Origin of the sequence: Myxococcus sp. CA033, assembly GCF_013336625.1 — a bacterium.
In the GTDB taxonomy this organism is placed as follows: domain Bacteria; phylum Myxococcota; class Myxococcia; order Myxococcales; family Myxococcaceae; genus Myxococcus; species Myxococcus llanfairpwllgwyngyllgogerychwyrndrobwllllantysiliogogogochensis.
Window position 1 is genome coordinate 14,149 of record NZ_JABUMU010000017.1, and the last position, 22,888, is coordinate 37,036.

Genomic DNA, 22,888 nt, shown 5'->3' on the forward strand with positions numbered 1-22,888 from the left:
TCACCTCCTCTCAGGAGCAGCAACTCACATGGCTGACGAGACCAATACTTCGGCTGCGGCGCCCACGGGCACCGAGGGCGAGGCCCCTGCCGCGAAGAAGGCCAAGCGCAAGGGCAAGAAGAGCATTCTCAATGGCGTGGTCCACATCCAGTCCACGTTCAACAACACCATCATCACGATCACGGACGTGTCCGGGAACGTGATCTCCTGGTCCTCGGCCGGGGCGCGTGGCTTCAAGGGAAGCCGCAAGTCCACCCCGTTCGCCGCTCAGGTGGCCGCCGGTGATGCCGCGGCGAAGGCGATGGAGCACGGGCTGAAGAACGTGTCCGTGTTCGTGAAGGGTCCGGGCGCGGGCCGTGAGTCGGCGCTGCGCGCGCTGGCCGCCGCCGGTCTGAAGATCAACCTCATCCGCGACGTGACGCCCATCCCGCACAACGGGTGCCGTCAGGCCAAGCGCCGCCGCGTCTAACCCCTTCGTCCGGGCCGCCCTTCGCGCCACCGGCGTGGGGGCGGCTCCAGATCACCTTTAAGGAGAAGTCTGTGGCCCGTTACACCGCGAGCGCTTGCCGTATCTGCCGGCGCGAAAACCTCAAGATGTACCTGAAGGGCGACCGCTGCTACACGGACAAGTGTGCCATCGAGCGCCGCCCGTATCCCCCCGGCCAGCACGGCCAGGGCCGCGTGAAGTTCTCTGGTTACGGCGTGCAGCTGCGCGAGAAGCAGAAGGTCAAGCGCATGTACGGCCTGCTGGAGAACCAGTTCCGCGGCTACTACCACCGCGCGTCCGCCGCCAAGGGCAAGACGGGTGAGAACCTCCTGCAGCAGCTGGAGCTCCGCCTGGACAACGTGGTGTTCCGCATGGGCTTCGCGGATACCCGCAACGAGGCGCGCCAGCTGGTCCGCCACGGCCACTTCCAGGTGAACGGCCGCAAGGTCAACATCCCCTCGTTCTCCATCAAGCCCGGCACGTCCGTCGAGGTCGTGGAGAAGAGCCGCAAGGTGCTCCGCATCTCCGAGGCGCTGGAGACGGTGGACCGCCGTGGCGTTCCGCAGTGGATCGACCTGGACAAGAAGTCGTTCAAGGGCACGGTTCGCACGGTCCCCAACCGCGAGGACCTGACCATGCCCATCCAGGAGCAGCTCATCGTGGAGCTCTACTCCAAGTAATCGCCGCGCCAGGCCGTTTCGGGCCTGGACGACGTACTCAACGCCCTGGCCGACGAGGCCGGGGCGTCGTGCTTTATCGCAGTCCCCTACGTGGCCATCCTCCCGCCCTTCCGGTGGGTAAGTCGGTGGTGGCGCACGTCTCGAGGAGTCGTACACCATGGCTGATACGTACATTGCGAAGAACTGGCGTGACCTCATCAAGCCGCGCCGCATGGAGGTGGACCAGGACAGCCTGACGCCCACCTACGGGAAGTTCATCGCGGAGCCGCTGGAGCGTGGCTTCGGCACCACCCTGGGCAACTCGCTGCGCCGGGTGCTCCTGTCGTCGCTGCAGGGCGCGGCCATCACCTCGGTGAAGATCGAGGGCGTGGACCACGAGTTCACCACCATCCCCGAGGTGTCCGAGGACGTCACGGACGTCGTGCTGAACCTGAAGGAAGTCCTCCTTCGGATGCACACGAACGAGCCGAAGACGCTGCGCATCGAGGCGGAAGGGCCCAAGGAAGTGAAGGCGGGTGACCTCATCACCGACGCCGACGTGGAGATCCTCAACCCGGGTCACCACATCTGCACCATCTCCGAGGGTGGCAAGCTCCGCATGGAGCTGACGTGCCGCCGCGGCCGTGGCTACGTGCCGGCCAACTCGAACAAGGTGATCGGCGCGCCCATCGGCACCATCCCCATCGACTCGCTGTTTTCGCCCACTCGCAAGGTGAACTACCAGGTCACCAACGCGCGCGTCGGTCAGGTCACCGACTTCGACAAGCTGTCGCTCGAGGTCTGGACGGACGGCTCGGTGTCCCCTCAGGACGCGGTGGCGTACGCGGCGAAGATCATCAAGGAGCAGCTCACCGTCTTCGTGAACTTCGACGAGACGGAGGAGCCGGTCATCGCCGAGGCGCCGAAGGAAGAGGCGAAGCTGAACGAGAACCTGTTCCGCTCGGTGGATGAGCTGGAGCTGTCGGTGCGTTCCGCCAACTGCCTGCAGCAGGCGAACATCAAGACCATCGGCGACCTGGTGCAGCGCACCGAGGCCGAGATGCTCAAGACGAAGAACTTCGGCCGCAAGTCGCTGAAGGAGATCAAGGAGATCCTCGCGGAGATGGGCCTGTCGCTCGGCATGAAGCTCGAGAACTGGCCCCCGAAGCAGGCTCCGGCCCCGGCGGCGCCGAAGGCGTAGAGTCTTCGTGGTACTTTCCTCCGTGCCCGCGACACGGCAGCACGCGGCGCGGAGGGAAGGGGTCTGGTGCGGTTGACCAGGCTCAACCAGCAGTGGCGAGCCTCGTGTCGGGGTCGCCCTTCCCACCCGGTACCTGATACGGCCGGAGTGGTGGCCCCCACGCGGGGACCCGGAGCACGACGATGCGTCACAAGGTCGGACAACGAAAGCTGCACCGCACCACGAGCCACCGGCTCGCGATGCTCAACAACATGGTCACCTCGCTGCTCGAGCACCAGGCCATCCGCACCACGGTTCCCAAGGCCAAGGAGGCCCGGAAGCTGGCGGAGCGCATCATCACGCTGGGTAAGCGCGGTGGGCTCTCCAACGTGCGTCTGGCGGCTCGGACGGTGAAGGACCGCGACGTGCTGCAGAAGGTCTTCAGCGAGTACAAGGACCGCTACGCCACGCGTCCCGGCGGCTACACCCGCATCATCCGCCTCGGCTTCCGCCGGGGTGATGCCGCGGAGATGGCGCTGCTGGAGCTGGTGGACCGGCCCGAGAAGAAGGCCGCGCCCGCCGCCGACGCTCCCGCCGAAGAGACCAAGGCCGAGTAAGGCCCGTCTCCATGCCCCTTCGTGAGGAGGGGCTGGTGGAAACGCAGAGGGCGCTCTTCCCGTGGGGAAGGGCGCCCTTCGTGTTTGCGGGGCTCCTGGAAGCTACTTCGGCCCGAGCAGGCGCTTCCACTCGTTGAGCAGGTCCTCGGTGAGGTTCGCGCTGTCGTCGCTGCTGCGCATCTCCAGCGTGTTGAAGCGCAGGTCCGCGGGGGCGGCGCCGCTGGTGCCCATGAGCTGCTTGGGGGTGATGGTGATGAACTCACCAGCGCCCACCGAAGGCACGGCCGCGCGGTACTGGCCGTTGACGATGAGGGTGACGTCCTTCCACGCCTCCTTGCTCTCGTTCCAGATGGTGATGGAGGGCCGGTCCAGTTTGTCGCTGAGCACCAGCCGCGCGTCCATGTCCCCTGTCTGAACGGAGCTGCCGGGGCAGGCGATGGCGAAGCTCGCCACAGTCAACGCCAGCCACCCGGCGACGATGGACGCCTTGTACTTGAAGAAGCGATCCCGCTGACGGAAGTCGCCCGCGAACTCCTTCAGGATGGAGAGCGCATTGAGGGCCTGATTGGACGCCTCGCCCGCGAGCCGCTGTCCGAGGGCGCCGTCCTGCTTGCCCTTCTGGAGCGGCGCGGTGCGCGCGGCGGACATCACCCGCAGGGTGCCCGGATCCGTCGGCGTGCGAGGCATGCCTGGACTGCTCGGCGTCCGGGGCTGCGTGCCGGGATTGGTTGCCGTGCGCGGAGACTTGCGGCCATCACTCATCAAGCGCGAAGTGTAGAGGGCACGACCCGTTGGTGGCTACTGGCCCTTGAGGGATTGCAGCGCACGCGAGGCGATGGCGTTCTCCGGCTGCGCCTCCAGCACCTTGGAGAGCCAGCGCTCGGCCTCCTCGGCCGCCGTCTTCCTCACCTGCGGACGCGTGGACTTCATCGACTGTTCGGTGAAGAGCAGCCCCAGCCGCAGCGAGAACTCCACATTCTCCGGGTCCTTTTCGACCACGTAGCGCAGCTCACGTTCCGCGGCGGGGTAGTCGCCGTCGAGCTGGTACACGAGCGCGAGCTTTCCCCGTGCGGGGATGGAGTCGGGCGACAGGGACACCGCCACGATGAAGGCCTCGCGGGCCGCCGCCAGGTCCCTGCGATCGAGATGCAGGTCACCCAACCGGAACCAGGCCGCGTCCAGCAGCGGATGCAGCGCGACAGCCTTCTCGAACGACGCACGGGCCGCGTCCGGACGCTGACGGGAGGCGTAAAGCTCCCCCAGGTAGAGGTGGTTCTTCCCGTCGCGAGGAGCGCTTTCGATGGCCTGCTTGAACTCGTCCACCGCGCGGCCCGCGTCGTCCAGGCGCTGATAGGCGAGGCCCAGCAGCGAGTGCAGCACCGCCAGGTCCGGGTAGTCGTGCAGCACCTCCTCGAAGGCGAGGATGGCGTGCTGGGGGGCATCCAGGTCGTTCAGGTAGCGCAGGCCCTCTTCGAGCTTGGCCTCGGCTGCCTTGGGGATGCCACCGAAGGGGTCGCTGATCTGCTCCATCAGCGCGCGCGCCGTGGCCACGTCGGACGGGGCGGGCCGGCCTCGGACCACCACGCCCAGGGCCTCCACCGCACCCGCCGGGTCTCCCGTGCGGTGCAGCGCCTTGGCCAGGGGCAGGCGCCAGGCGGTGCGCTCGGGGGCCAACGCCGCCGCGCGACGCAGGGGCTCCACGGCGGCGGCGTACTGTTCGGACTCCAGGCGGGCGACACCCAGGCGGTGGTGGTACTCGGCGGTGTCCGGAGAGAGGGTGATGGCTCGCTCGAAGGCGGTGACGGCCGGCGCGCCGGCGTCCTTCGCCCGGGAGAACAGGGCCAGCCCGAGCATGTACTGGTCCACCGCCCGCTCGCTCGCGGCGATGCGCGCCTGGAGCTCCTCGATCCACGCGTCGGTGCGGCCCGCCTTCACCTGGGCCTCCGTGAGGGTGCGGGCCACGTCCAGGTCCTCGGGGGCCTTCGCGTGCAGGTCCTTCAGGAGCCCGAGCGCCTTCTGCGGCTGGTTCTCCTCCAGGTACGCCCGCGCCCGGGAGCGCTCGTCGGTGGGCAGGGGGGCGCCCGTCGTGGCCGAGGTGGTGTGGCCGCAGCCGGCGGCGAGCAGACCCAGGCCCAGTACGGCGGCGCGGGCCCAGGGGCGAAAGCGGAAGGCGGGAGTCGTCGTCACGGGAGAACGTCTCAGGGAGTGGAGGTGGCGCGGGCGGCGCTGATGCCTTCGAGGCCCGCGGCGGCGACGGAGTCCTCGGGGTCGCCACCCTTGCCGCCCAGCGCGAGGCTGTCGGCGATGATGACCTCTCGCACGGCGCGGGCGAGGCCCTCCCGGTCATTCTCCGCGAAGCCCGTGGTGTCGATGGGCTTGCCAATCTTCACGCGGATGGGGCCGGGAGTGATGTTCCAGCTGTCCTTGGGCATCAGGCTGCCGGAGCCCTCGATGGTGACGGGGCAGATGGGGACGCGGGCCTTGAGCGCGAGCGCGAAGGGGCCCTTCTTGAAGGGCAGGATGTGGCCGTCCGGGGAGCGAGTGCCCTCGGGGTACAGGAAGATGCTCGTCCCGCCGCGAATCTTGGCCGCCGCCGCGTCCAGCGAGGCGATGGCCTTGGAGCGGTTGCTCCGGTTGACGAAGACGTGACCGGCGAGCGCGAGATACCAGCCGATGAACGGCACCCACTTGAGCTGGTCCTTCGCCACGTAACGGAACGGCACGGGCACGGCCATGAAGTGCGCCGGGATGTCGATGGTGGACTGGTGGTTGGCCACGTAGATGGTGGCCCGCTGCGGGTCCACGTTCTCCTGGCCCAGGACCTCCAGCTTCGCCCCACCGGCCCAGAGCAACACCGGGGACCAGATCCTGCGAGCCACCCAGACGGAGTTGGCCGGCCTCAGCGTCAACACCATCGCCAGGATGGCCAGGACGAAGCTGATGGGGGTCCACACGCCCGCCGTCACGACACAGAAGAGCTTACGCATCCCTCAGCCCCCTCCTCGGGGCCGGTTCGTCGGGCCGACGGAAGTCGCGGCCCGAGGGCAGCCCCGCGGCCAGATGTCCTGTCCCGGACGGCCGGACAGGCGGCCGCACCCCGGGAGGTGGCGGCGCCCAGGGGCGCGGCGAGAGGGACGGCTCGGGGGCATGCACTTCTTCTACCACGAGCCTTCCTTACCTTGTTGCTGGTGCGCGCAGCTTGGCGGGGTTACAAGCAGGGGTGGCGTGGCCAGGAAAAAGTTTATCGCCATCGCGGGCAACATCGGCGCCGGGAAGACGGAGCTCACGTCGTTCCTCTGCCGGAAGTACGGGTTGACCCCGTCCTTCGAGCCCAATGACCAAAACCCCTACCTCGCGGACTTCTACAAGGACATGAAGACGTGGGCCTTCCGCTCACAGCTCTTCTTCCTGACGCATAAGTTCCGCCTCCACCGGGAGTTGGAGCGCACGCCCGGTACCGTGCTGCAGGACCGCACCCTCTACGAGGACGCGGAGATCTTCGCCAAGAACCTCCACCGCCAGCGGCTCATCGACAAGCGGGACTGGAAGACGTACTGCGAGCTCTACGAGACCATCTCCGAGTCGCTGCGTCCGCCCGACCTGATGATCTACCTGCGCTGCCCCGTGCAGACGCTGAAGGAGCGAATCCGCCTGCGCGGCCGCTCCATGGAGAAGGACATCCCCACCCGCTACCTCCAGCGCCTCAATGCCCTGTATGAGGAATGGTTCGGTGCCTACCGGTTGTCTCCAGTCCTGGTGCTGGCCACCGACAAGCTCGACTACCTGACCGACCTGGTGGACCGCGTGGACCTCTTTCAGCAAATCGAGAAGCACCTGTGATGGAGGTCTACCTCCTGGCGACCGAGCAAGAAGGGCCCGCACCGCTGGATGCCCTGCGAGCCTCGTTCGCGACGGACGAGGTGGAGTTCACGCCAGACGAGGACGGCCAGGGCTTCGTGCTCCGGGCGGACAGCTCGGAGGTGCATGTCCGGCTGACGGTGGGCCCCGAGGGCCTGCCCAAGTTCAACAAGGCCGCTTACAGCGGCAGTCCAGAGGCCTTCACGCGCCTGAGCAAGGCGAAGGCCTACTACCACCTGTCGTTGGAGCCGGGTGGGGCGCAGCCCACGCTACCCGTGTTCGAGGCGCTGTGGGCCGTGCGCACCCTGCTGGAGCATGTGCCCGGGGTGCTCGTGGACCTGGCGGCCTTCAAGCTGCACGAGCCCGAGGACGTGGTGGAGATCACCGAGCTGGACTTCGACATCCGGGACCACGTCCACCTGCACGCGGTGGAGGTGACGGAGGGTGACACGCCGCTGTGGGTGCACTCGCACGGCATGGAGAAGTTCGGCGCCCGGGATTTGGAGATCTTCCACCTCGCGGAGCAGGACCTGTTGCCCGCGGAGAGCTTCCTGCACGAGCTGTGCACGGACCTGGCCTTCGGTCAGGGGCCCGCGCTGCGCTCCCAGGTGGGCACCAGCGAGGGGCAGGCGTTCATGGTGGTACCCTCCGAGGAGGCGCGCGCCAACCTGCTGGGCGTGCCGCTGGAGACCTTCGAGGGTCATGAGGGCCTCTTCCTCACGGTGGTGTCCCCCCTGGGGCGCCACAACACGTCCCAGCTCCTGGCTCCGTACCGGGAGCGCTTCACCCAGGAGCCCGAGGAGCAGACGGAATCCATGCGCCGTGAGGCCCAGGCGCTCTTGCCCTCCTTCCTCGCGCGCTTCCAGCGCAGGGGGCTGATGGAGCCGCTCACCTTCCTCGTCCGGGCCCCCTTCGACACCCACCCGGATGGAAACACGGTGGTGGAGAACCTCTGGCTGGAGCTCATGGCCCGGGACGACGGCACCCTTGTCGGCAAGCTCGTGGATGGCGCGGTGCACACCACCGAGTGGCGCAAGGGCGCTCACGTCGAGGTCGAAGAGACCCAGGTCAACGCCCTGGCGCTCAGCCGCGAGGGCCGGGCCCTGGATGAAGGGGAGATCCGGACCCTGTTGAACGCCGAAAGGCCGATGTAGGGCGACACGGCGGCGCTTGCCCGCGTCCTCGGGGACGCTAGGCTCCGCGCCCCATGCCCGCACTCCTGCTGCTCACTGGCCCGTCCGCGGGGCGCCGCTTCGAGGTGCTCTCGGACATGGCCATTGGCCGCAGCCCGTCCTGCGAAATCCCCCTGCGCGATGACCAGGTCTCCCGCAAGCACGCCCAGCTGACCGTCCACGAGGGAGAGGTCCGACTGACGGACCTGGGCTCTCGCAACGGGACGCTGCTGAACGGCGCGCGCATCAGCGGCGAGGTGGTGCTGCATCCCGGCGACCGCGTCCGGGTGGGTTTGACGGTGGCTGTCTTCGAGCCGCCCCCAGTGACGCTCGTGGAAGGCGGGCCGACGTCACCTGGCCACGTCCCGATTGAAGAGGTGCTGCCTCACGTGGGCGCCGCCGCGGCGCTGTACTCGGCGGGCACGGCGCTGCTGGGGGCCACCAGCGAGGCCATGGTGTTACGGCGGCTGGCGGATGAAGTCGCTCGAGCCCTCAGCGCCGACCGGGCCGCGGCGCTGCTGGGAAGCAACACGGGGCTGCTCACCGCGGCGGTGTCGGGCGCGGAGTCCATGTCCGTGCCTCGCTCGCTGGCGCAGGTGGCGCTGGAGCGCAAGGAGCTGGTCCAGTCGGAGACGGAGATGTGCGCGCCGCTCGTGGCCTCCGGAGGGATGCCCTTCGGCGTGCTCTATGCGACGCGCTCGGACTCCTCGTTCACCGGTGGCGAGGGGCAGCTGCTCGCGGCGCTCGGGCGGCTGGGGGGCGAGGCCTATACGGCGGTGCGCTCCCGGATGGAGGCGGAGTCGCCCGCGCCCGTGCTCATCGGGACGTCCAGGCCGCTGCGCGCGCTGATGGACGGTGCTCGGCGGGCGGCGAACAGCGCCGCGCCCGTGGTGCTCCATGGCGAGTCCGGGACGGGCAAGACGATGTTGGGACGGGTCGTCCACGCTCGCTCGCCCCGGGCGTTGGAGCCGCTGGTGGTGGTGGACTGCCGTCAGCCCACGGAAGTCGTCGAGGAGGCCCTCTTCGGCCGCGCCAGCGCGCCTGGACAGCCTCCCGTGGCGTCCGCGTTGCTTCGCGCGGACCGGGGCTCGCTGCTGCTCCAGCACGTCGAGGCGCTGCCTCGGAGCGCCGCTGAGCGGCTGGCTCGACTGCTGGCTCGAAGGGTGGCGCCAGCGCGGCAGGGCGGCGAGGAGCCCGTGGACGTGCGGTTGCTCGTCACCGCGTCGGTTCCCGTGACACTGCTGGGGACCCACGGGGAGGTGGACGCGTCGCTCGCTCGGAGTTTGATGGGCTTCGAGCTGGAGGTGCCTCCCTTGCGCGAGCGCCGGGCGGATGTGCTGGTGTTGTTCGAGGGCTTCCTCGCGCGTGCCGCGCGCCGGGTGCGGCGGGAGCCTCCGGTGCTGGGCGCGGATGCCCGGCGCCTGCTGGCGGACTACCCGTGGCCCCACAACGTGCGGGAGCTGGAGCTGGTGGGGGAGCGGTTGGGGTTGCTCTACGCCGGGGGAAGGGTGGGGGCGCTGCAGCTTCCTCCAGAGGTCCAGCAGGGCGGCCCCGCCAGTGACTCCCAGACGCTCCAGTCTCGCGTGGGACGGCTGGAGCGCGACGCCATCGCCGAGGCTCTGCGAGAAGCCGGCGGCAAGAAGGTCCGGGCCGCTGCGTTGCTGGGCATCAGCCGCCCCACGCTGGACAAGAAGATCGAGGAGTACGGCCTCGCGGTGGAGCGGGGACGACGGGGGGAGGACGGGCGCTAGCCGCTCACCCGTGTCACTTCCCGCGACTGAGCACCACGCCGCCGATGATGAGCGCCGCGCCCAATCCCTGGAGCAGCGTGGGCCTCTCTCCACGAACGCCCCACGCGGTGAGCGCGGCCACGATGGGCACTCCCGTGTTGTAGAGCGACGCGCGTGCGCTGCCCACCTGCTGCACCGTGCGCCCCCAGATGAAGTAGCTGAGCACCAGCGGAATCAGCGCCGAATACACCACGCCCGCCCAAGCACTGAAGCCGATGCTCCCCACGTCCAGGGCGAGCACCGCCGGCGCTCCCGCCAGCACCACTCCCGGAGCTCCCGCCAGCATGGTGATGGCGGTGATGCGCAGCGCCGACACCTCGTTGCCCAGCGAGCGGATGCCCACGGTGTAGATGGCCCAGCAGACGCAGGCCACCAGGATGAGCCCGTCTCCCAACCGGGTGTCCGTGCCCAGCGATGTTCCTCGTGCCGCCACCACCAGCAGCATCCCCATCACCGCCAGCGACATGCCCATCACCAGTGGACGGTTGAGCCGCTCGACTCCCAGCGCCGCGCCGAGGGCCGCCACCAGCACGGGCGTCACCGCCACCAGCATCCCGCTGTTGGCCGCCGTCGTGTTCGCCAGCCCCAGGATGAAGCTCAGCTGGTACGCCGTGTTGCCCACCAGTCCGAGCATCCCGAGCTTGAAGAGCACCCGCCACGGCAGCGGCTTCCAACCCTCCACCGCGAGCAGCAACCCCGCCATGGCCACCGAGGCCACCGCGAAACGCACCGACATGAAGGCCAGGGGAGGAATCACCCCCAGGGCCTCCTTCACCACCGTGTAGTTGGTGCCCCAGACAACGACGACACCAAGGATGGCCAGGTCGGAGGCCGAGAAGGCGCGGGGCGGCGCAGCAGGGACACTGGCGGCGGATGTGGACACGTCGCGCGAGGAAATAAGACCCAGCGTCCTTTCGTGCAAGCCGACGTTTCCCCGCCACTCGGCTTGTCCCCATGCCGCGCCGTGGCTTAAACGCGCGCCATGGACCTACGCTTTTCGGACGAGGTGCGTCGCGCCCTCGACTCGCGGCAGCCCGTCGTCGCCCTGGAGACGAGTGTGGTGGCCCAGGGACTTCCCTATCCGGACAACCTCGCCGCCGCCCGAGCCTGCGAGGAAGCCATTCGTCGCGCCGGTGCCGTGCCCGCCGCCACCGCCGTGGTGGACGGCGTGGTGTGCATCGGCCTGGAGGACGCGGCCCTGCGCCGACTCGCGGAGGGCAAGGAGCCCCTGCTGAAGCTCGGCTCGCGCGACCTGGCCATCGCCGTGGCCACCCGCGCCTCCGGTGGCACCACCGTCAGCGCCACGTGTGAGCTGGCCGCCGCGGCCGGCATCCGTGTCTTCTCCACGGGGGGCATCGGCGGCGTCCACCGGGGCGCCTCGGAGCACTGGGACATCTCCCAGGACATCGCCGCGCTGGCTCGCTTCCCCGTGGCAGTGGTGTGCGCGGGCGCGAAGTCCGTGCTCGACCTTCCCAAGACGATGGAGCTCCTGGAGACCGCAGGCGTGCCCGTCATCGGCGTGGGCACCCGCGAGCTGCCGTCCTTCCACAGCCGTGACTCCGGTATCACGCTGGAGCACAGCGTGAATGACGTGGCCACCGCCGCACGCATCGCTCGCGCCCGCTTCGAGACGCTGGGGCAGGGTGGGGTTCTCTACACCGTGCCGCCGCCGGAGGAGACCGCGCTGCCTCGCCATGAGGTCGAGCTGCAGATCGCCTCCGCGCTCGCCGAAGCCGAGCGCCAGGGCATCCGGGGCAAGGACGTGACGCCCTTCCTGCTGCGCGAGCTGGGCCAGCGCACGGGCGGCAAGACGCTCAAGGCCAACCTCGCGCTCCTCGTGAACAACGCCCGCTTCGCCGGTCAGCTCGCCGTGGCCTACGCACGCGGCGACTGAACCTGCTCCCTGGGGCGCGGGCGCTGTCTTCCCGCCGCGCCCTCGGTGGCCTTCGGATGGATGCGCGGCGCGGCTACTGCTGGAACCAGCGCATCATCGTCTCGAGCTGCTGGCGGTCCACCTCGTCGAAGGTGGACTTGCTCGCGGAGTCGATGTCCAGCACCGCGAGCAGCTCGCGATTCTTCCCGTACACCGGCACCACGATTTCCGACGCGGAGCGCGCGTCGCAGGCGATGTGCCCCGGGAAGGCGTGCACGTCCGCCACCACCTGAGTCTCGCCCTTCGCCGCGGCGGCGCCGCAGACGCCCTGGCCGAACTTGATTTCCAGGCAGCCCAGCGTGCCCTGGTAGGGGCCCACCCGGAGCAACTTCCCTGGAGTCACCACCCGGTAGAAGCCCGTCCACAGATGGCCGAAGGCGTGGTGAATCAGGCAGCTCATCGTCGCCATGCCCGCGATGGGGTCGTCGATGCCGGCGAGCGCCGCCTGAACGTGCTGCTGCAGTTCCTCGTAGGCCTGCGCCTTGGGAGCCGCGCGCAGGTCCAGGGTGATTTCCGCCATGATGGGGTCCTCGAGCCAGGTCTCCGCACCCGCCCGTCAGGGCCCGGCGCGGTCATCGTCGTCCCACGCTTCATATCCTGAATCCCACGCCGCACAGGAGGCACCGTGGAAACGCTCCTTCTCGATTCGAATACCTGGCTGCTCGTCCTCACCGGCGCGGGCGTCTCCGCCGAGAGCGGAGTCCCGACCTTCCGAGGAATGAACGGGCTCTGGGAGGACCAGCCCGTGGAGCAGGTGGCCTCGCCCGAGGGCTTCGCGAAGGATCCGCTGCGGGTGTGGCGCTTCTACTCCCAGCGGCGAGCAGGGGCCGCGGGCGTCTCGCCCAACCCCGGCCATGACGCGCTGGTTTCCTGGGAGCGTCACCTGGGCGACCGCTTCCTCCTGGCCACGCAGAACGTGGATGGGCTGCACTCACGTGCGGGCAGCCAGCGCGTGGTGGAGATGCACGGCAACCTCTTCAAGACGCGCTGTAGCAACGACGAGTGCAAGCGCGCACCCTTCGAGGACACCACCGTGTACGCAGCGGGCACGGTGCCCGGGTGCAAGGACTGCGGCAGCCTGCTGCGGCCCCACATCGTCTGGTTCGGCGAGTACCTGGACCCCGCGGACCTGGAGCGCATCCAGGACTTCTCGCTGCGTGCCGCCAGCTCCGGCGGGCGCTTCGTCTTCCTGGCCGCGGGCACCTCCGGCGCCGTCTACCCGGCTGCGGGCATGGTCGATCAGGTGCGCGGTGCGGGCGGGGAGACGTGGCTCGTCAACCTGGACCCCGCGGAGAACTCCCGTCGCTTCGAGCACTCCGTCCAGGGCAAGAGCGGGGAGGTGCTCCCGAAGCTGGGCCGACTCGTCTGAGTCCGCCGAATGGCGGGCACCGCGCTCCCGGGCAGCAAGCCCGTGCCTGGGACGCGAGCCCCGCAGCATGACGGCTCCCGGTGCGCACGGGAGCCGGCGGGTGCTACTCGAAGACGTTGATATCCTGCCCGGAGTTGGCGGGCCGAGGCGGCTTCGGCTTGGGCGGCGTCGCGGCGCGGATGGGCTCCAGCGTCACGTCCACCGTCTGGCTGTCTCCGGCGACGCGGCTGAAGTTGAGCGAGCGCTCCTCGGACTTGTGGTTCGCGAGGCGGAAGCTCAGTTGGTGGGACTTTTCTCGCGGCAGCATGAGCTCGATGGGTGTGGTGCCGATCTGCTCCTCGCCCTCGTAGATGGCGGCCCCGGACGGCGTCGAGTTGAACTTCACCCGAAGCGCCTGCGGTGCGGCGTCGACCTGAGTCGTGGCCCCCGAGGGACTCGTCGGCCTGTCCCGGGGGACTTCGACGACCTGGGTCGCCGGCTGCTTGGAGCCACCCTGGCCTCCTCCCAGCACCACCGCCGCGCCGATGCCGAGCAGCACCAACGGCACCGCGACGAACGCGACCTTCTTGCCCGTGGACATGCCCTCCGGCTCGGGTGGGGGAGGCGGCGGGGTGGCCGCGGCCCGGCCCGGGGGCGGACGGACGCGGCTGGGTGACGAGCCACTTCCGCCCGGCGCTCCCGCCTGGCTGCGCGCGATGACGACGTTGGAAGGCGTGGAACCACGACCCGGTGACGCGCCGACGCGAGAGGAGCGCACGCCACTGCCGCTGCCGGCACCCGGACGTCCCGCGCGACTGCCGCTGGCCCGGCTGCCGCTGCCGCGCTCGTTGACGCCGGAGCTGGAGCCGCCGCTGGGCATCGCGTCGAACTGCTCGGCGCTGACGTCCTCCACCGACTCCATCATCGCGTCGATGAGCTCCTGCGCGCTCTGGTAGCGGTCCTCCTTCTCGGGGGACAGAGCCTTGCGGAAGAAGGCGTCCAGCGCGGCGGGGACCGGGGCGCCCTGGCGCTTGGAGTTGACCGCGGGCACCTGCTGCGTGAGCGACGCGGTGAGCGCCTTGCGCACGGTGTTCGCGCCGAACGGCGAGCTGCCCGTGAGGCAGAAGTAGAGCACGCCCGCCATGGAGTACAGGTCGGAGCGCTGGTCCACGGCCTCGCCACCGGCCTGCTCCGGAGGCATGTACTGCGGCGTGCCCAGCACCTGACCAGTGGAGGTGAGCTGCTCCTCCTCCTCGGCCTCGAGCGCCTTGACCAGACCGAAGTCCAGCACCTTGACGAAGTCCCGCCCGCCCAGGTCCTGCACCATGATGTTGTGCGGCTTCAGGTCGCGGTGGACGCAACCTTCCTGGTGCGCGTGGGCGAGGCCCTGGGTGGCCTGCTCGATGAGGCTGGTGGCGCGGCGCAGGGACATGGGCCCCTCGCGCTTCACCACTTCCTTGAGGCTTTCGCCCTGGAGCAGCTCCATCACGTAGTAGCAGGTGCCGTCGGGGGCGCGGCCGAAGTCGAAGATGGTGATGACGTTCGGGTGGCGCAGGCGGCTGGCGATCTCCGCCTCTCGTCGGAAGCGCTCGAAGAACTGGGGCGCGGCGGCGAGCGACGGGTTGAGCGTCTTCACCGCGACGGGGCGCTGCACCGAGGTCTGCGTGGCGCGGAACACCATGCCCATGCCGCCCTGGCCGAGCACGCTCTCAATCTTGTAGCGGCCATCGAGCACCTGGCCGATGAGCTGGAGGCTCTGGCCTGAGCAGAGGTGGTCGACGCCGTCGGTGCTTCCGCAATGGGGACAGGGGGCAGCCATGTGGGGCCGGAGTATAGGCAGGCCCCGGGCAGGTCCGGAAAGGGGACGTTGGCCCCCACGGTCTCCAGACAGGCATCTGAGCCATTTCCCGAGGAGCCCAGGGCTGTTACATCCCCGGCCGCCATGAGCCTCGTCATCGCCCAGGACCTCAGCCTCTCCTATGGAAAGAAGGTCCTCTTCGACAGCGACAGCTTCACCCTCGGCCCCAAGGACCGTGTAGGCCTCGTCGGGGCCAACGGGACGGGGAAGAGCACCCTGATGAAAATCCTGGCGGGGGTCGCCCAGCCGGATTCAGGGTCCCTGACCTACCGTCGCCGGGCCCGCTGGGGGTATCTGCCCCAGGAAATCGCCGGGCTGCCGGAGGGCACTGTGGTGGAGGCGGTGATGAGCACCGTCCCGGGGCGCGACACCCTGGAGACCCGCCTCAAGGAGACCGAGGAGTCGCTCTCGGCGGCCACGGACGAGGAGGACCAGTTGGAGCTGGCCCAGTCCCTGGCGGACCTGCACGCGGAGCTGGACGACTTCGAGAACCGCTTCGGCCGGCACCACGCCGAGCGCATCCTCAAGGGCCTGGGCTTCAAGGACAACGACCTGGCCAAGCCCACCTCGGCCCTGTCGGGTGGCTGGCGGATGCGCGCGGCGCTGGCGGGACTGCTGCTCCAGGACCCTGACCTGTTGCTCCTCGACGAGCCGACCAACCACCTGGATGTCCCCACGCTCGCGTGGTTCGACGGCTTCCTGCGCCGCTCCAGCAAGGCGCTGGTGCTCATCTCCCACGACCGGGACTTCCTCAACCGGCAGATCAACCGCGTGGTGTCGCTGGAGCTCGAAGGCGTGCGCGAGTACGCCGGCAACTACGACGACTACAAGCGCCTGCGCGCCGAGGAGAAGGTGCTGCTCCAGGCCCGGGCGGAGAAGGTGGAGAACCGGCGCGCGGAGCTGCAGGGCTTCATCGACCGCTTCGGCGCGAAGGCCACCAAGGCCAAGCAGGCGCAGAGCCGCGCGAAGATGTTGGAGAAGCTGGAGAAGGTCCAGGTCCTGGAGGAGCGCTCGACGATGAAGTTCCGCTTCCCGGAAGTGGACCGGAGCGGACGCGACGTGGTGACGCTGGAAGGCATCACCAAGCGCTATGGCGCGCAGACCGTGTACGACGGCCTTTCGGGCCGGGTGGAGCGCGGCCAGCGCATCGCCGTGGTGGGTGCCAACGGCGCGGGCAAGACGACTCTTCTGCGGATGGTGGCGGGGGAGCTGGTGCCGGACTCGGGCACGGTGACCATCGGGCACAACGTGGTGGTGGGCTATTACGCGCAGCACCACGCGGACAAGCTGGATCGACAGAACACCATCATCGAGGAAGTGCGCCCGCTCGCGGCGGACAAGCCGGAGAGCTACGTGCGCGGCGTGCTCGGCGCCTTCCTCTTCAGCGGCGATGACGTGGAGAAGCCCATTGGCGTGCTCAGCGGTGGTGAGCGCGCTCGCGTGGCGCTGGCCAAGCTGCTGCTGGTGCCGTCCAACTTCCTGCTGATGGACGAGCCCACCAACCACCTGGACCTGGACTCGGCGGAGATGCTGATCGAGGCGCTGAAGCTGTACGGCGGCACGTTGCTGTTCGTCAGCCACAGCCGCAGCTTCATCAACGGGCTGTGCACCCAGGTCTGGGAGGTGGCGGACGGGAAGTTGACGCCTCACCCGGGCAACCTGGACGACTACCTGTACCACCAGGAGCAGCAGCGGCTGAAGGCGGAGGCCGCGGCGGGTGGCGCGAGCGCGGCCCGGGGGGACACCGCGTCCTCCGTGGCGATGACGGAGAAGGAGCGCAAGCGGCAGGAGGCCGAGGCGCGTCAGCGGCGCAGCGTGGTGGAGGGGCCGCTCAAAAAGGAGATCTCCAAGTTGGAGGAGCAGATCGCCAAGGTGGAGGCCGCGCAGAAGGAGCGCGAGGCGCAGCTCGCCGACCCCGTCCTCTACAACGACTTCGCTCGCGCCAAGCCGCTCATGGACGCGCACCGCGAGGGCAAGGACACGCTGGAAGACCTCTATGCGCGGTGGGAAGCCACGCAGGAGAAGCTGGCGCAGGCGACCGCGACCTTGAACTGAGGCGCGGTCCTCCGCCAGGCGCGCAGGGTGCCGCTCTCCTGTGAGCGCGGGCCTCCGGCTCGTCTCGGCTCACTACCCGAAGACGCGCCTGAACAGCCACAGCAGCGCGGGGCCGGTGGTGTCCCCCGTGTAACCCGCGGCCATGTTCCCGGTGTAGCCGGACAAAAGCGGGGTGCTCATCTCGGAGGAGGGCTCCGCCTTCGTCAGCTCCTCCGTGAAGGGCGCGGAGCCCTCGGGCGCGCAGCTTCCGCAGTACAGGGCTTCTTCCCAGACGAAGCCGTAGCGTGGCTTCACCTCGCGCTTGCACTCCGCGCACGCAGTCGCTCGCCCCAGCTTGAGCGTGGGCCGCATGTCCAGCGGCGAGTCGCGATACTGCGCCGCCGCTTGCTGGAGCTGTTGCAGCTCGCCGGGGTCCAACGCCACGCCCGCGCAGTCCGAGCACACCTCCACCGTGACGCCCAGCACCTGCACGACGGGCAGCGGCGCATGCCCGCACCGGGGACAGCTGGGCGCGGGTGTTCCACAGCTGGGACATTCGGGGACGTACTGGACCTTCGCCTGACAGCCTTTGCACACGCCCGGGTGTCCCTTCGCGCGCCGCACCAGCGCGTCCGACACCGAGCCTCCCATCACCTTCGTCAGCGCCTCACCCTCGAACCAGACGGAGCCGCAGTGGCCACACTCCTCGCGGGGCAAGCCTCCCAGGAAGGTGGGCCGCATCGTCTCGTGGCAGAAGGGGCAGGCGCTCATGGCCAGACAGCCTAGCGCCAATCCCACTCAGCTTGCTCGGCGCCGCCGCTCGCGCTTGGGCCGGGGCTCCGGGGTCGACGGGGCAGGGGGCTCTCGCAGCTCCTCCGGCATGGGGAACGACTGGGAGATGCGCGTCGCGGGCGGCGGGGTGCCCGTGCCCTCCGCGACGAGCCCCTCCGCGGGCTTCTCCGCAGGCAGCGCGGGCAGACGGATGATGAACGTGGTGCCCTCGCTCGCCTTGCTCTGCACCGAAATGCTGCCGCCGTGGTTCTTCACGATGCGCTGGCAGATGGCGAGCCCCAGCCCCGTGCCCTTCTGCTTCGTCGTGAAGAAGGGCACGAAGATGTGCGGCTGCTGGTCCGATGGAATGCCCGGGCCGTTGTCGGACACGCGCACCTCCAGCACCTCGCCCCCCGCGTTGCGGAACTCGCCGAAGCGCTCCGGCTTCTCCGTGCGCACGGTGATTCGACCCTCGCGCGTGTCCAGCGCCTGCACCGCGTTCTGCACCAGGTTGATGAGCACCTGCTTGAGCTGCTCGGCGTCTCCATCCGCTCGGGGCAGGAGCAGGTCCAACTCCACCGCGAGCTGGACGTTCGCCGGCACGTCGTTCTGGATGAGCCGCATCGTCCGCGTCACGACTTCGTTCAAGTCGGTGGGCCCGAAGCTCTGCTTCATCGGCCGCGCGTAGTCGAGGAACGCCGTCACCACGCCGTTGAGCCGGTTGACCTCCTCGACGATGACCTCCAGGAACTCGCCGTCTTCACCCGGCAGCCGCATGGGGTCCAGACACTGCGCCGCGCCCTTGATGGCCCCCAGCGGATTGCGAATCTCGTGCGCGAGGCCGGCCGCCATCTCTCCCAGCGCCGCCAGTCGATCTCTCTCTCGAATCTTCTCGTACAGCTTCGAGTTCTCCAGCACCGTCGCCAGCTTCTCCGCGACCTCCAGGATGAGGGCAATCTCATCGGACGCGTACGCCTCCGGCACCCGCTCGTCCCAGAGATTCAGGAAGCCGATGACCCGGTCATTGCCCACCATCGGCACGCTGATGCCAGCCTTCATCTGCACCAGCGCCGCGCGCGTGTCGTTCAGCCGCTTGAGCTCGTCGCGGTAGCGCCGTCCCTCCACCGACTGGAGTCGCATCGTCGCGCCACGCCGCTCCACGTTCTCCAGCAGCACCGCCTTCTGCCCGCTGGCCACCGCGAACAACAGGCCTCGCGCCGCCGCCGTGTCCAGGAACGACACCGGCAACGGCCCCCGCGAATCCAGCAGCCGATACCCCGGCCGGTCCTCCGCGAGCAGATACACCGACGCGTGCGTCACGCGGCCCGTCTCGTGGAGCGTGTCGAGCACCAGTCGCGCCAGCTCGGAGATGTCGATGACGTTCGCCATCCGCGCTCGCAACATCCCCAGCGCGTCCAGCAACGCGAAGCGCTCGCGGAAGAAGATGCGCACCACCATCTCCTCCACCTTCGTGCGCAGCGGGTCCAACAGGATGAGGATGACGAACGCCGCCACCACCGTGTTGAAGACGAACAGCCCCGTGTCCTCGTCCACCCACGCCGTCAGCACGGTGAAGACGGCCGCGAGGATGACCGCCAGCACCGTCTGCGAGGCGATCTTCCCCAACAGCTCATGCAGGTCCATCAGCCGCAGCCGCAACAGCGTCTGCGCGAGGAAGAACAGGTACAGCGTGGTGAAGACGGGCCCGAGCGTCGGCAGCGGAATGACGGTGCCCAGGAAGTCGAGCGCCGAGAACAGGATGCCCGCCGCCGCGCCGATGGCGAGGTACATCAGCCTCAGTTGCTCGATGCGCGACTCGTTGGTCCGGACCCGGTGGAGCAGCAACGACACCGAAGCGAGCAGGGAGCCGAGCACCCAGACACCCATGGCCACGCGAGCCCACACCTTGTCGGCCAGGGGGGTGACGGCCACGGCCAGGCCCAGGAAGACCGACAGGAGGGCGAGCCGGCGGCCGACCTGGTGTGTTCCCTTGCTGACATCCAAGAACTCGAGGAAGAAGCCCACGGCCGCGCCTGGGACGAGCGAGGCGACGAGCACGGTGATGCCCAGGGTGATGCGTGCCGCCCAGGGGTATGTCGCCGCGGGAAAGAGGCTGTGGAAGAAGAACGAGAGGTAGTACCCGGCCACCGTCAGGGCGAAGACGGAGTACAGGGTGAGGACCTTCGGCCGGGCCGGGCGCAACAACATGGACACGCCCAGGGCCAGGCCGATGATGGATGCCAGCAGAGCGCTCTGAGTCCGGATGTCCATGGGCGTGCGGACAGTCTAACCTGTGTCCACCTCCGGAAATTTTCCATGCACTCCCGGTTGTCATGGGGCGAGCCCGCGCCCACCTCCCAGGGTCCCCAGCCCCGCGTATGAAGCCCTTCCTGCCCAAGCTCGCCGTCGTCGCCTCCGCGCTCCTCTTGTCCGCGCAGGCTCCCGCACCCCAGGTCTCCACCCCCGCCGAGACGGAGGCCGCGCCGGCTCCCGCCCCCCAGGCGTCGAGCCCCATCGTGACGGAGGCCCCCTCGTCCCATACGGAGAACGCCCCTTCCGAGGCCCAGCTCTCGCCGCGTCCGGACGCGGAGAAGACGCAGCTGCCCGAGGGCTTCGTGGAGGTCCTCAACCCGGCCTTCCCCAACGCCGCGCCCCCCGCGCCCGTCGTCCACCGGGGCCGCCGCTATGCCCTGGAGGACCTGGCGCCGTACTTCGGCGAGGGCAAGAAGCAGGAGGCCCGGGCGGCCTTCGACAAGGGCCAGTACAGCCGAGCCCGCGAGCTGCTGAAGGACGAGGGCACCACGCCTCCGGTGCGCTACCTGCGCGCGCTGGCCGCGCTGCGCTCTGGAGACGAGGAGACCGCCGCGAAGGAGCTGGCCGCGCTGGCGTCGGACTACCCCGCGCTTCAAGACCGGTGCCTCACGCACGCGGGCGTGGCGCTGGAGGGACTGCGTCGCTTCGACGAGGCCGCCGTGCTGCTGGCCCAGGTGTCACCAGAGTCCCGGCTGTACGTGGACGCCCGGCTGGCGCTGTCGCGGGTGCTGCGCAAGAAGAAGGACGCGGCGGGGGCCATGGCCGCGCTGGAGCCGCTCACGTCGCGTGCCGCGCCCAGTTGGGGGCGCAACGTGGGCGCCGAGGCGCTGATGGCCATCGCCGACATCGCCGCGGAGAAGAAGGACCGCGCCGCCGAGCGCGCCGCGCTGTGGCGCCTGTGGGGCGCGCATCCGCTGTCCGCGCTGGCGATGCAGGCGGAGAAGCGCCTCAAGGGACAGGCGGCCCCGCTGGAGGCCAAGGTCGCTCGCGGTGAAGCGCTGGTGGAGCTGCACCGCAACAAGCAGGGCCTGACGCAACTGGAGCCCATGCTGGCGCAGTTGAAGCTGCCGGAGCCGCTCGCGTGTCGCGCGCACTTCGCCTACGGCAAGGGCATGCGCAAGGAGCGCCAGCACACGCGCGCCATCCAGATTCTGTCGCAGGTCGTGGAGAAGTGTGAGGACCGGGACCTGCTGGCGCGGGCGCTGTATGTGCTGGGCTCGTCGCGCTCGATTGTCGACTCGGCGCGCGGGACGGACACGTACGAGCGACTGGCGCGCGAGTTCCCGGACCACAGCTTCGCGGACGACGCGTTGTTCTACGCGGCGGACCTGTACGTGAAGACGGACCGCCCCAAGGAGGCGATGGCTCGGCTGGACGAGCTGGCGCGGCTGTATCCGCAGGGGGACTTCCTGGGCGAGGCGCTGTTCAAGGCGTATTGGATCGCACGCACCAGCAAGGTGGAGGACGCGGGCCTGTCCTTCCTGGACCGCATCGAGCAGCGCTTCGCGCAGGCGGACGAGAGCTACGACGTGGAGCGCGCGCGGTACTGGCGGGCGCGCACGTTCCAGGACCAGGGCAACATCCAGGGCGCGGCGGAGCTGTTCGAGAAGATCGCGGTGGAGCACCCCGCGACCTACTACGGGCTGATGGCGCGCTCGCAGTTGTCCACGGTGGACCCGGCGCGGCTGGAGCGCATCTCCCCGGACATCTTCGCGGTGCCCGACGCGGCCAGTCCGTGGCCGTTGTTCGCGGGGCCGGTGGGCGAGGACCCGCACTTCCGCGCGGGCATCGAGTTGCTGCGGCTCGGGTTCCCGGAGGCCGTGTCATCGGAGCTGCTCGCGGTGAGCCGGACGAACCAGCCCGCGGAGGCCATCCGCCTGCTGGTGCTGGTGCTGCACGAGGCCGGTGACGAGCGCGCCGCGCACGCGGTGGCCCGGCTGGCGCTGCGCAAGGACTTGAGCGGCCGCATCACCCGCGAGACGCGCGTGGTGTGGGAAGTCGCGTATCCCAACGCGTTCCGCGAGCTCATCGAGAAGCACACGGCCGTGTCGGGCGTGGAGGCGGATCTGCTCCAGGCGCTGATGCGCGAGGAGAGCGCGTTGGATCCGAAGGCGCTGTCCTGGGCCGGAGCGCTGGGCCTCACCCAGCTCATGCCGTCCACCGCGAAGGGCGTGGCGAGGGAGCTGAAGCTCAAGCGATTCACGGTGGAGCAGCTACTCCAGCCGGACCTCAACATCCGCATGGGGGCGCACTACCTGGGCGGACTGCTCAAGAAGTTCGGCGGACACACGCCGTACGCGGTGGGCAGCTACAACGCCGGCCCGGGCGCGGTGAACCGCTGGCGTTCGGACAAGCCGGACCTGCCGCTGGATGCGTGGGTGGAGGAGATCCCCATCTCCGAGACGCGCGGCTACATCAAGCGCGTGCTGCGCTCGTACAACACCTACCAGCTCCTCTACGGCCGGGCGCCCAAGCTGCCTGTCATCAAGAGCGCCGCGCGCTGAGCGGTGGCCGGGAAGCCACCTTCGAGCGCGGGAGGACGGCCTGCGAGCAGCCGAGGGCAGGACTGTTCCCCCGGCCATGGATCGGCTTCCTCCGTTGAGGCACGTCCTCCCTAAATCGGCCGGATGTTCTGCGCGTTCAGCCCCTTGGGCCCCTTCGTCACCTCGAATTCGACCCGCTGGTTCTCCTGGAGAGACCTGAAGCCGTCCGCGTTGATGGCGGAGTGATGTGCGAACACGTCCTCGCCTCCGTCATCCGGGGTGATGAAGCCAAAACCCTTGGCATCGTTGAACCACTTCACGATTCCCGTCTTCATACTGCCGTCCTCGTGTGCCACGCCTGGGGATGTCCAGGTGATTGGTAATG

20 protein-coding genes are annotated in these 22,888 nt (G+C 69.2%); 11 read left to right on the forward strand and 9 right to left on the reverse strand.

What is annotated here, in order from left to right; translation table 11 throughout:
* Positions 1-28 precede the first annotated feature (28 nt).
* The 4 genes from rpsK (at position 29) to rplQ (ending at position 2,943) form a co-directional block, all read left to right on the forward strand.
* The gene (gene rpsK / locus HUA78_RS30690; protein WP_141644009.1) at positions 29-469 is read left to right on the forward strand and encodes a 30S ribosomal protein S11; all 441 of its coding nucleotides are present in this window, start codon (positions 29-31) and stop codon (positions 467-469) included.
* A gap of 71 nt (positions 470-540) precedes the next feature.
* Positions 541-1,167, forward strand: coding sequence for a 30S ribosomal protein S4 (gene rpsD / locus HUA78_RS30695; protein ID WP_141644010.1), 627 nt, complete (start codon positions 541-543; stop codon positions 1,165-1,167).
* Positions 1,168-1,324: 157 nt separating this feature from the next.
* Positions 1,325-2,347, forward strand: a complete 1,023-nt coding sequence (locus HUA78_RS30700; protein WP_141644011.1) for a DNA-directed RNA polymerase subunit alpha — start codon at positions 1,325-1,327, stop codon at positions 2,345-2,347.
* Between the two features lie 182 nt (positions 2,348-2,529).
* Positions 2,530-2,943 (forward strand): 50S ribosomal protein L17, encoded by a 414-nt coding sequence (gene rplQ / locus HUA78_RS30705; RefSeq protein WP_174465493.1) that lies wholly within the window; start codon positions 2,530-2,532, stop codon positions 2,941-2,943.
* A 102-nt stretch (positions 2,944-3,045) separates the two neighbouring features.
* On the opposite strand, the gene HUA78_RS30710 is transcribed toward rplQ, so the two are convergent.
* From HUA78_RS30710 to HUA78_RS30720, 3 genes are read right to left on the reverse strand one after another with little or no spacing between them, the layout of a single operon-like run.
* On the reverse strand, positions 3,046-3,705 hold the full coding sequence (locus HUA78_RS30710; protein WP_141644013.1) for a hypothetical protein: 660 nt from the start codon (positions 3,703-3,705) through the stop codon (positions 3,046-3,048).
* A 36-nt stretch (positions 3,706-3,741) separates the two neighbouring features.
* Positions 3,742-5,130: a tetratricopeptide repeat protein gene (locus tag HUA78_RS30715; protein WP_174459326.1), complete on the reverse strand. Its 1,389-nt coding sequence runs from the start codon at positions 5,128-5,130 to the stop codon at positions 3,742-3,744.
* 11 nt (positions 5,131-5,141) lie between these two features.
* The gene (locus tag HUA78_RS30720; RefSeq protein ID WP_174477769.1) at positions 5,142-5,930 is read right to left on the reverse strand and encodes a 1-acyl-sn-glycerol-3-phosphate acyltransferase; all 789 of its coding nucleotides are present in this window, start codon (positions 5,928-5,930) and stop codon (positions 5,142-5,144) included.
* Between the two features lie 238 nt (positions 5,931-6,168).
* Here HUA78_RS30720 and HUA78_RS30725 point away from each other — a divergent pair, with 238 nt between their 5' ends.
* The 3 genes from HUA78_RS30725 to HUA78_RS30735 are packed head-to-tail and all read left to right on the forward strand — an operon-like array spanning position 6,169 to position 9,724.
* Positions 6,169-6,783, forward strand: coding sequence for a deoxynucleoside kinase (locus tag HUA78_RS30725; protein WP_141644016.1), 615 nt, complete (start codon positions 6,169-6,171; stop codon positions 6,781-6,783).
* The gene (locus HUA78_RS30730; RefSeq protein WP_141644017.1) at positions 6,783-7,955 is read left to right on the forward strand and encodes a DUF2314 domain-containing protein; all 1,173 of its coding nucleotides are present in this window, start codon (positions 6,783-6,785) and stop codon (positions 7,953-7,955) included. The genes HUA78_RS30725 and HUA78_RS30730 overlap by 1 nt, the downstream gene beginning before the upstream one ends.
* A 53-nt stretch (positions 7,956-8,008) precedes the next feature.
* Positions 8,009-9,724: an FHA domain-containing protein gene (locus tag HUA78_RS30735; protein WP_174462017.1), complete on the forward strand. Its 1,716-nt coding sequence runs from the start codon at positions 8,009-8,011 to the stop codon at positions 9,722-9,724.
* Between the two features lie 13 nt (positions 9,725-9,737).
* On the opposite strand, the gene HUA78_RS30740 is transcribed toward HUA78_RS30735, so the two are convergent.
* Positions 9,738-10,646, reverse strand: coding sequence for a DMT family transporter (locus HUA78_RS30740; protein WP_174477770.1), 909 nt, complete (start codon positions 10,644-10,646; stop codon positions 9,738-9,740).
* Between the two features lie 99 nt (positions 10,647-10,745).
* On the opposite strand from HUA78_RS30740, the gene HUA78_RS30745 reads away from it, so the two are divergent.
* On the forward strand, positions 10,746-11,657 hold the full coding sequence (locus HUA78_RS30745; protein WP_141649362.1) for a pseudouridine-5'-phosphate glycosidase: 912 nt from the start codon (positions 10,746-10,748) through the stop codon (positions 11,655-11,657).
* 73 nt (positions 11,658-11,730) lie between these two features.
* On the opposite strand, the gene HUA78_RS30750 is transcribed toward HUA78_RS30745, so the two are convergent.
* Complete coding sequence (locus HUA78_RS30750) at positions 11,731-12,216, reverse strand: GAF domain-containing protein (protein WP_141649361.1); 486 nt, start codon at positions 12,214-12,216, stop codon at positions 11,731-11,733.
* 105 nt (positions 12,217-12,321) lie between these two features.
* Here HUA78_RS30750 and HUA78_RS30755 point away from each other — a divergent pair, with 105 nt between their 5' ends.
* Positions 12,322-13,065 (forward strand): NAD-dependent deacylase, encoded by a 744-nt coding sequence (locus HUA78_RS30755; RefSeq protein ID WP_174459329.1) that lies wholly within the window; start codon positions 12,322-12,324, stop codon positions 13,063-13,065.
* Positions 13,066-13,168: 103 nt separating this feature from the next.
* Here the strand turns inward: HUA78_RS30755 and HUA78_RS30760 are convergent, their stop codons facing one another.
* The gene (locus HUA78_RS30760; RefSeq protein ID WP_254623989.1) at positions 13,169-14,731 is read right to left on the reverse strand and encodes a protein kinase; all 1,563 of its coding nucleotides are present in this window, start codon (positions 14,729-14,731) and stop codon (positions 13,169-13,171) included.
* A 255-nt stretch (positions 14,732-14,986) separates the two neighbouring features.
* Between HUA78_RS30760 and abc-f the strand changes: the two genes are divergently transcribed.
* A complete protein-coding gene (gene abc-f, locus HUA78_RS30765) occupies positions 14,987-16,957 on the forward strand; it encodes a ribosomal protection-like ABC-F family protein (protein WP_141649203.1) in 1,971 nt (656 codons plus the stop codon).
* 72 nt (positions 16,958-17,029) lie between these two features.
* Here abc-f and HUA78_RS30770 read toward each other — a convergent pair whose 3' ends face one another.
* Entirely contained in the window at positions 17,030-17,707 is a 678-nt protein-coding gene (locus HUA78_RS30770; RefSeq protein ID WP_174459332.1) for a zf-TFIIB domain-containing protein, read from the reverse strand.
* Between the two features lie 27 nt (positions 17,708-17,734).
* Entirely contained in the window at positions 17,735-19,978 is a 2,244-nt protein-coding gene (locus HUA78_RS30775) for an ATP-binding protein (protein WP_174462020.1), read from the reverse strand.
* A gap of 107 nt (positions 19,979-20,085) precedes the next feature.
* Here HUA78_RS30775 and HUA78_RS30780 point away from each other — a divergent pair, with 107 nt between their 5' ends.
* On the forward strand, positions 20,086-22,524 hold the full coding sequence (locus HUA78_RS30780; protein ID WP_174462021.1) for a transglycosylase SLT domain-containing protein: 2,439 nt from the start codon (positions 20,086-20,088) through the stop codon (positions 22,522-22,524).
* A 110-nt stretch (positions 22,525-22,634) separates the two neighbouring features.
* On the opposite strand, the gene HUA78_RS30785 is transcribed toward HUA78_RS30780, so the two are convergent.
* Positions 22,635-22,838 (reverse strand): cold-shock protein, encoded by a 204-nt coding sequence (locus tag HUA78_RS30785; RefSeq protein WP_174459335.1) that lies wholly within the window; start codon positions 22,836-22,838, stop codon positions 22,635-22,637.
* Between the last annotated feature and the right edge of the window lie 50 nt (positions 22,839-22,888).

Bases quoted from the DNA above. Each gene is read 5' to 3' on its own strand.
- rpsK (WP_141644009.1), top strand. From the start codon at position 29: ATGGCTGACGAGACCAATACTTCGGCTGCGGCGCCCACGGGCACCGAG.
- HUA78_RS30700 (WP_141644011.1), top strand. From the start codon at position 1,325: ATGGCTGATACGTACATTGCGAAGAACTGGCGTGACCTCATCAAGCCG.
- rplQ (WP_174465493.1), top strand. From the start codon at position 2,530: ATGCGTCACAAGGTCGGACAACGAAAGCTGCACCGCACCACGAGCCAC.
- HUA78_RS30710 (WP_141644013.1), bottom strand. From the start codon at position 3,705: ATGAGTGATGGCCGCAAGTCTCCGCGCACGGCAACCAATCCCGGCACG.
- HUA78_RS30720 (WP_174477769.1), bottom strand. From the start codon at position 5,930: ATGCGTAAGCTCTTCTGTGTCGTGACGGCGGGCGTGTGGACCCCCATC.
- HUA78_RS30730 (WP_141644017.1), top strand. From the start codon at position 6,783: ATGGAGGTCTACCTCCTGGCGACCGAGCAAGAAGGGCCCGCACCGCTG.
- HUA78_RS30735 (WP_174462017.1), top strand. From the start codon at position 8,009: ATGCCCGCACTCCTGCTGCTCACTGGCCCGTCCGCGGGGCGCCGCTTC.
- HUA78_RS30745 (WP_141649362.1), top strand. From the start codon at position 10,746: ATGGACCTACGCTTTTCGGACGAGGTGCGTCGCGCCCTCGACTCGCGG.
- HUA78_RS30750 (WP_141649361.1), bottom strand. From the start codon at position 12,216: ATGGCGGAAATCACCCTGGACCTGCGCGCGGCTCCCAAGGCGCAGGCC.
- HUA78_RS30760 (WP_254623989.1), bottom strand. From the start codon at position 14,731: ATGGGCATGGTGTTCCGCGCCACGCAGACCTCGGTGCAGCGCCCCGTC.
- abc-f (WP_141649203.1), top strand. From the start codon at position 14,987: ATGAGCCTCGTCATCGCCCAGGACCTCAGCCTCTCCTATGGAAAGAAG.
- HUA78_RS30770 (WP_174459332.1), bottom strand. From the start codon at position 17,707: ATGAGCGCCTGCCCCTTCTGCCACGAGACGATGCGGCCCACCTTCCTG.
- HUA78_RS30775 (WP_174462020.1), bottom strand. From the start codon at position 19,978: ATGGACATCCGGACTCAGAGCGCTCTGCTGGCATCCATCATCGGCCTG.
- HUA78_RS30780 (WP_174462021.1), top strand. From the start codon at position 20,086: ATGAAGCCCTTCCTGCCCAAGCTCGCCGTCGTCGCCTCCGCGCTCCTC.
- HUA78_RS30785 (WP_174459335.1), bottom strand. From the start codon at position 22,838: ATGAAGACGGGAATCGTGAAGTGGTTCAACGATGCCAAGGGTTTTGGC.